This window comes from Tenacibaculum amylolyticum, assembly GCF_964511145.1.
Taxonomy (GTDB): Bacteria; Bacteroidota; Bacteroidia; order Flavobacteriales; family Flavobacteriaceae; genus Polaribacter; species Polaribacter amylolyticum.
In genome coordinates this window covers 1-7,755 of the sequence record NZ_CAZEFZ010000024.1, presented here as the reverse complement: position 1 = coordinate 7,755, position 7,755 = coordinate 1, and the positions used below count along the sequence as shown (strand labels likewise).

Below are 7,755 nucleotides of genomic sequence, written 5' to 3'. Positions count from 1 at the left end.
TTAGGTAATGTTAGACTCTCCTATACAGATGCAAACAAAGACGGTGTAATTACTGCTGCTACAGAAATCATAGAAGAGAAAAATTACTATCCATTTGGACTCAAACAAAAGGGATACAATAATATAGTTAACTCTCTAGGGAATAGTGTCGCACAAAAAAGAGGCTTTGGAGGAAAAGAGTTGCAAGACGAACTAGGTTTAGAATGGTATGATGTATCTGCTCGTAATTATGATGCTGCACTTGGTAGATGGATGAATCTTGATCCATTAGCAGAACAAATGCGTAGACATTCACCATATAATTTTGGTTTTAACAATCCTGTTTATTTTCAGGATTATGATGGAATGGCACCAACAGGTTGTTGTGATGGTTGGTTAGACGCAGTACAAACAGGGCTTGATGTTGTGGGTATGATTCCTGCTGTTGGAAATATAGCAGATTTAGCAAATGCAGGAATATCATTGGCTAGAGGTAACTATGGAGAAGCTGCTTTAAATTTATCAGCAGCAGTTCCTGGAGCTGGTTTAGCTGTTGGAGGAACTAAGTTAGCAGTAAAAGCGGCAGCGGTAGCGACAACTGTAATAAAGACAGCCGATAAGGCAAAAGATGTTGTAAAAGCTGTAGACAAAGCAAAGGACGTAGGTAAAGTAGCTTTAGATAATAATGTTTTGGTTGGTGCTATTGAAGGTGGTAAAAAAGCAGATGTATTGAAGGCTATAGGGAATAAACAGCCAATTGTATCTACACAAGCAGCTAAAGAATTTATGGTTAAAGGTGATAAAGGTCAATTAAAAAAGTTTATGAAAGAAACAGGTGCTACAATGTCTAAAAAAGGAGGTACTGATGCTCAAGTCAATGCACTACAAAAACAAGCTGGTGATATGGGTAGGAGTTTGAAAAAGCCGGATGCTAAAGTTGCAGCAGATGCAATCAATAATAATGCAACATTAATAACAAAAGATAAAAAGTTGAAAAAATTCATGGATGCTTCGGGAAATCCAGCAAAAGATTTTTAGCGAAAAAATGATTAAAGAAAGTGAAATATTAAGTCTTTTAAAAGACATTGAAGAAGGTAAATTAAAAATAGAACCTACTACAGTTCCATTGGATGTTTATTCGGGTAATGTGATTTATAATATAAGTAATGGGTGGCAAATTACTATATTCAATGATGCAAATACTTGGGATTATATAGATAATATAAAAGCAACTGATGGAAGAGAAATTAGTTTTGATGAGATTGATAATATACTTAGCTTAAGGAATTATGAACCTTCTAAAAAAACATGTATTGATATATATAAAATAGGTATATAGAATGAATAATAAATTGATTATTATACTTTTTACTGTTGCTCTAGTAAATTGTTCATTTAAGTCTGGAAAGATTAAAGATGAATTGAAAGAAATATCAGTAAGTCAAGCATTATATCAAGAAGAGCAGGTTTCTAATGTTTTAGAAAAAAAGAATCTTTTAGGGGGTAAGTTGATAGTTGAATTACCAAATGGTTTTGATTTAATGAGTAAGGAAATGCTTGCTTCTAAGTATCCTGCAAGTAATAGACCAACAATTGTTTACACAAATAAACAAGGTTCTATAAATTTTGCTTTTAATCATACATTTAATGATATTCCGAAAGATAAACTTCCTGAAGTTTTACCTGCATTTGTAGGACAATTTAACTCTATTTACCCACAGATAAAATGGATTAAAAAAGAAGTTGAAAAGATAAATGGAAAAGATTTTATTATTCTCGAATTTATTACACCAGCAATAGACTCTAAAATTTATAATATTATGTATGTGACTGTTTTAGAGGGAAGAATGTTAATGTGCAGTTTTAACTGTTTAGAATATCAAAGAAACGAATGGGAAGCTAAAGCTAAAAAGTCGTTAAACTCCGTTGTGATAAACGAGTAATAGAAATTATAACAAAATGAATTATAACCACCTCTCACCAAGGTGGTTTTTTATTTATAAGCTTGTTGTGTTTTATAATCTCTAATTACAGAATCAATTATAGAAAATAAGTGAGTTTTAAACTCACTAGACATCTCTTCAATAGCTTGTAAACGTTGTAATGTTTTTTTATCGAAAGAAGCATTTATACCTTCACCAACTAAATAATCAAGCGATACACCAAAAGCATCAGCAATTTTTTTAGCAGCATCTACAGAAGGAATTGCAATTCCTCTTTCATATTTACTAACCATCTCACGAGATACTTTACTCTCGTTAGCTAAATCTGTTTGCGACCAACTTTTTTCTTTTCTTAAGCTTGCTATAATAACTGCTATTTTATCCACTATAAGCCTTTTTTGCGTACAATAATGCTATAAAAACACAAATATATGTAATTAATGGACGTAATTAAAACCTAAAAGACTTGTGTTAATTGGGAATAAAATCTACATTTGAGTCCAATAAGACCAATAAAATATTTTTAACAATGTTCAATACTTCCAATCCAAACAACTACAAATACCTCACAAAACACTTAGAAATCCACATTTTAGGAGGTATTAAGACGAATAAGCTAGAAAGTTTACGAGTAACACTCAGCGTACAAAAACTAAAGTCTACAAATATTTTAAGGCACAGTATAGATTTATACAACGACAATCAAGTTGAGAAATTTGTAAGAAGAATAGCAGAACGCTTAGAAATAGGCACAAGTATTACAAGAAAAACACTACAGGAACTTACCCACGAATTAGAGAACTACCGTTTTTTATTACTAGATAAACAAGCAGAAGCCAACCAACCAAAATATAAACAACTAAATGCTAGCGAAGAGAAAACCGCAATCAATTTTTTGAAAAAGGGAAAATTGCTAACTAGAACAAATGAGTACATAGGCAAAAGTGGGGTTATCGGAGAAGATATCAACCGCTTGCTTATGTATCTCATTTTTACATCAAGAAAAACAAACAATCCTTTACACTGTATTAGTTTAGGAAGCTCAGGAGTAGGAAAAACACATTTACAAAGTAAGGTAGCAGAGTTAATACCAGAAGAAGATAAAGTAGAAATAACCGTACTCTCCGCCAATGCATTTTATTACTTCAATAGAACAGAATTACAGCACAAATTAATTTTAATAGAAGATTTAGACGGAGCAGAATCAGTATTATATCCATTAAGAGAACTACAAAGTAAAAAGAGAATAACTAAAACAGTTGTTCATAAAGATAGTAAAGGAACTACCAAAACGATACACTTAACTGTAGAAGGCCCAGTGTCTGTTGCAGGTTGTACCACACAGGAGAGTATTTACGAAGATAATAGTAACAGGAGTTTCTTGTTATACATAGATGAAAGCACAGAGCAAGATAAACGTATTATGAATTATCAGCGCAGAGCTTCAGCAGGTAAATTAAATGAGCAAGAAGAATACCTAGCTGCGGAGCTTCTCCGCGATGTGCAACGAGTATTAAAACCAATAAAAGTCATTAATCCGTATGCAGAATACTTAGAGCTTCCACAGTCTGTTTTTAAACCACGCCGTACCAACTCTCACTACCTCCAATTCATAGAAGCCATTACATTTTATAAACAATATCAAAAAGAGAAGAAATATCATAAAGATACAGGAGAAGAATATATAGAAACTAGTATAGAAGATATAATAGAAGCAAATGAGTTAATACAAGAAGTGTTATTACGAAAGAGTGATACAATTACAGGAGCAGCAAGAAACTACTTAGAAAACCTAAAAGCATATTTATATCAACAAGAACAAACCAGTTATACAAGTTCAGAAATTAGAAGAAACTTACGAATAAAAGAAACTACACTACGCCGTTATCAAAAACAACTACAAGCAGAAGGATATATACGAAAAATCAAAGCAGAGAAAGGAAAATCATATCATTATGAAATTGTAGATGTAGAAGAATATAAAACCTTAAAAGAACAAATACACAGTGCATTAAGTACTTGTATAACAAAACTATCCGCCACTAGTACGCCATAGGTTCGCCACCCTATAAAAAGCGAAGTTAACATACAGTAAAATAGATGATTACTAGTGAGTTGTTGTGAAATCTAAAAAAAGGTAAAGGGTTATGAAAAAAAGCATACTACAAAACGTTAGTTATAAAGTATTATTAGAAGATTTTAAAGAGTGGTTAGATATTTTAGGATTTAGCAAAGCCATGCAAACCAATTACCCAAATCAATTATGCGAGTTTTTGTATTGGTTAGAGTGTAATAATTACCATTCTATCAATATTATTAACAAAGAGATCGTTAAGAACTATTACAAGTATTTACAACAACGTCCAAATAAAACCAGAGGTGGCGCGTTAAGCAATCGTTATCTCAACTCTCACCAAAGTACTTTAAAAAAGTTTAGAGAATACTTAAAAAAACATCATACAAAGTCATTCGATATTCATATAAAAAGAGAAAAAATAACAGAAGAAAAACTAAAACATTGTAGCACATCAGAAATACAAATCTTATTTAAAGCTGTCCAGTACAGTCACCCATTACCAAGATTTAGAGCAAGAAACAAAGCATTGCTTGTTTGTTTATACAGTTTAGGTATGCGAAGAAATGAAGTAATTAATTTACAATTACAAGATATTTTATACGATAAAGAAAGAGTGTTTGTTAGTAAAGGAAAAAACTATAAAGAACGATTTATACCTATTAACAGTTATAATTTAAGAATCTTAGAAGATTACATCTTCGATGCACGAATCGATTTTAAAAAAGCGAGTGAAAGCGATTATGTTTTTGTTACACAAAGAACAACCAAAATGAGTGGCGGATCTTTAGAATGGAATTTAAAACAAATCGTAAAAGCTACCAATAACAATCAGTTACAACACAAACATATTACACCGCACAGTTTACGTCATTCTATTGCAACACATCTACTACAAGCAGGAATGGATATAGAAGATATTAGACAGTTTTTAGGACACAGTTCTTTAGAAGCTACACAGATTTACACAGCTATTTTAAAAGATAATTAATTATGAAGTACAAAGAATATTTAGAAGCACAAGGCTATAGTAAAAGTACAATAGAGCATTACCAAGAACGCTTAACAATATTTATAAATTGGTTAAAAAAAGAAAACATAAAAGCAAAAGAAATAGATTATAAAACAAGCCTACAATACATAAAATACTTACAAACCAAACAACTCAAAGTACAAACGATAAACAATCATATTGCTTCCCTAAAAAGTTACTTTAATTATTTAATATCAGAAAGAGAAAGAATAAACAATCCATTAGAAGAAGTACAAGTAAAAGGCACAGTAAAAAAGGTATTACATAATTTATTAGATGCAGATGAATTAGAAGATTTATATTATAGTTACGAAACAGAAACCTTTAATAAATACTCCAACTACAAAACAAAACTAAGTGCAAAACGCAATAAAATTATCGTAGGATTCATTGTTTATCAAGGCTTAAATACTACAAATTTAAAAAGTCTACAACTAGAACATTTACAAGTAAGAAAAGGTAAATTATATGTTCCAAGTACTAAAAGAAGTAATGCTCGAGAAATAGAATTAAAATCTTGGCAAGTAGTAGACCTATTAGAATACATCAATGAAGTACGTCCGCAGATAGCAAAATATAACGACATCTACAATGAAAACCTCTTTATCCCTCAACAACATTTTAATGATTTATTACAAAGAGGAATATTAAAAAGACTAAAGAAAATAAATCATAAAGTAACAAGTGTTAATCATTTAAGAGCAAGTGTTATTGTAAATTGGTTAGGACAGTATAATATTAGAAAAGTACAATATTTAGCAGGACACAGATATATAAGTTCTACCGAAAAATATAGACAAGATAATTTAGAGAGTTTACAAGAAGCTATAAACCAGTTTCATCCATTAAGCTGATAAGAACCAAGTGTCTCGCTGTCGCTCGGGATTTAATTATTTTATTCCCGCTTACGCTAACATAAATACGGTTATAAGGTATTCACTTCGCCCCAACTATTAAAAACATTTATTACTGTAATCTTCCGCAAGCTCCAGTTCCAGTAAAAATATTTTTGCCACCACTTCTGCTTCGTTCATTCGCAACTACTCTTCTTTTTTAGTGTCACCATTTTTAGTCAAAAATGCCGCCACCAAAAAATAACCGTTGCTTCATTGAGGCTCGCCGCTATTGCCTCAAGCTACTGCGGTTTTTAAAATGGATTTTAACGATTGATTTAAGGAATTTTAAAAACCTTGTGGCGGTTGTGTCTTCCTCCTTCGTCGTCATTACACACCACCGTCACTTTCGGCGCTCGCTTACGGCAAGCCTTTAGTAAGCGTTGCACGCAGCTTGGCCGCAGGCGCTATAACCTGAAACAGCTTGAACAGCTGTATGAAAAACAAGTCATTTTAAAAAGGTAGGAATCTCAGCCGCATAGGCAACCGCCAATCCCTACCTTTTTAAAACGATATATTGCTAAAAATCTGTATATTAGTAACAAGAAAAGGAAATAAGTTTATTTTATGCTATGAAATATCTTCACAATCTTTACAGAACGTTTTAAAACATAAAGCAACAGAGGCTGGCTGTAGCTGTAGTGTTGCTATATGCTTTTAAAATGAACACTTATACACAAATAGCTTAAAAATACCTTACTCCTTCTCTAAAGAAAATAGAGTATTAACTTAAAAAAGAGAAAGATATGCCGTTTAATAATTTTGAAGCACGTCATTTTACTAACGAAGAACAAACAAGTGTTACAGACGCACTAACAGCTTTAGAAGCTGCTTTAAACAGTAAGTTTGCAAACTTAACACCAGATGAACGAAAACAATTTGGTAGTGTTAACGAACAAAACAAACTGGTAATTAACAAAGTAAAAGAATATCGAGATACACAACCCCAATTAAGCAGTCCAGATGTAGACTGGGATGAGTTTGCAAGAGATTTTAACTCTCGTAATTTTATTGCAACGATACTACAGCGGTTTGATGCCTTATATATGGGGCTAAAGAATGCCAAAATACTGCACGATTGGGATAACTACCAAGCTACACTTACAGATTATAACTACACAAAATATAAGAATAGTACAGCTGCTACAGGTTTTGAAGCTAAACAAACCGATTTAGCACAATTCTTTAGTAATCGTGGTAACAGTAATACAACCACTGTTGCAGAGAGTCCTACAGAAGAACCAACAACACCTGAAGAATAAATTCCCTTTTCTAGTTTCCTACCTAGTACACTAGGTTATTCACTAAGCTAGCATAGTATTTTACTGTGTTAGCTTATTTTTTTACTAAACTAGCTTAGTTAGTATAGTAAGATTACTTACTTAAGTACTAGGTTTGCTTACTCTTTTAATAAGGCAGCTTAGTACACTTACTAAGTCTACTTCTTAAAATACCCCAAGAACTTACTAAAACACCAAGCTAGCTTACTTTAATACCATTACAGCTTAGTATATAATCTATCTAGCTTATTAAATAACGTATTTATTTTAGTTAAAAACCAAGGCGGTTGGCAATAGCGGCTATTTTATCATAGTTGTATTATAGTACCTGGAGTTTACGAAAGAGTGGTATAATGCCCAATTATGTAAAGATAGCTTGGGAAATATCCGTAGTAATTTTTTATCTTTGAAACTGGAAAAGAAGATGCTATGGACGTTCAATTTTTTTAGTTTTTAGGATAAGTGCCTGAAAAAATGCGACCGCTTTTAAAAAAAATCGCATAAATAGAGACCACTTAGGTAATGTTAGACTCTCCTATACAGATGCAAACAA

At 31.9% G+C, this 7,755-nt stretch carries 8 protein-coding genes; 7 read left to right on the top strand and 1 reads right to left on the bottom strand.

Annotated elements, in window-relative coordinates:
• The 3 genes from ACKTTC_RS08330 to ACKTTC_RS08320 all read left to right on the top strand — a co-directional run.
• A partial coding sequence (locus ACKTTC_RS08330; protein WP_408039347.1) for an RHS repeat-associated core domain-containing protein occupies nucleotides 1-1,017 on the top strand: 1,017 nt, incomplete at its 5' end.
• The gene (locus tag ACKTTC_RS08325; protein WP_408039346.1) at nucleotides 986-1,318 is read left to right on the top strand and encodes a DUF7693 family protein; all 333 of its coding nucleotides are present in this window, start codon (nucleotides 986-988) and stop codon (nucleotides 1,316-1,318) included. The genes ACKTTC_RS08330 and ACKTTC_RS08325, both read left to right, overlap by 32 nt.
• Nucleotide 1,319: 1 nt before the next feature.
• Entirely contained in the window at nucleotides 1,320-1,922 is a 603-nt protein-coding gene (locus ACKTTC_RS08320) for a hypothetical protein (protein WP_408039345.1), read from the top strand.
• Nucleotides 1,923-1,972: 50 nt separating this feature from the next.
• Here the strand turns inward: ACKTTC_RS08320 and ACKTTC_RS08315 are convergent, their stop codons facing one another.
• A complete protein-coding gene (locus tag ACKTTC_RS08315) occupies nucleotides 1,973-2,308 on the bottom strand; it encodes a helix-turn-helix domain-containing protein (RefSeq protein WP_408039344.1) in 336 nt (111 codons plus the stop codon).
• A 143-nt stretch (nucleotides 2,309-2,451) separates the two neighbouring features.
• Between ACKTTC_RS08315 and ACKTTC_RS08310 the strand changes: the two genes are divergently transcribed.
• From ACKTTC_RS08310 to ACKTTC_RS08295, 4 genes are all read left to right on the top strand, one after another.
• The gene (locus tag ACKTTC_RS08310; protein WP_408039343.1) at nucleotides 2,452-3,978 is read left to right on the top strand and encodes a hypothetical protein; all 1,527 of its coding nucleotides are present in this window, start codon (nucleotides 2,452-2,454) and stop codon (nucleotides 3,976-3,978) included.
• A gap of 91 nt (nucleotides 3,979-4,069) precedes the next feature.
• Nucleotides 4,070-4,987, top strand: coding sequence for a tyrosine-type recombinase/integrase (locus tag ACKTTC_RS08305; RefSeq protein ID WP_408039342.1), 918 nt, complete (start codon nucleotides 4,070-4,072; stop codon nucleotides 4,985-4,987).
• 2 nt (nucleotides 4,988-4,989) lie between these two features.
• Nucleotides 4,990-5,883, top strand: a complete 894-nt coding sequence (locus ACKTTC_RS08300; protein ID WP_408039341.1) for a tyrosine-type recombinase/integrase — start codon at nucleotides 4,990-4,992, stop codon at nucleotides 5,881-5,883.
• Between the two features lie 785 nt (nucleotides 5,884-6,668).
• The gene (locus ACKTTC_RS08295; RefSeq protein ID WP_408039340.1) at nucleotides 6,669-7,184 is read left to right on the top strand and encodes a hypothetical protein; all 516 of its coding nucleotides are present in this window, start codon (nucleotides 6,669-6,671) and stop codon (nucleotides 7,182-7,184) included.
• The last annotated feature ends 571 nt before the right edge of the window (nucleotides 7,185-7,755 follow it).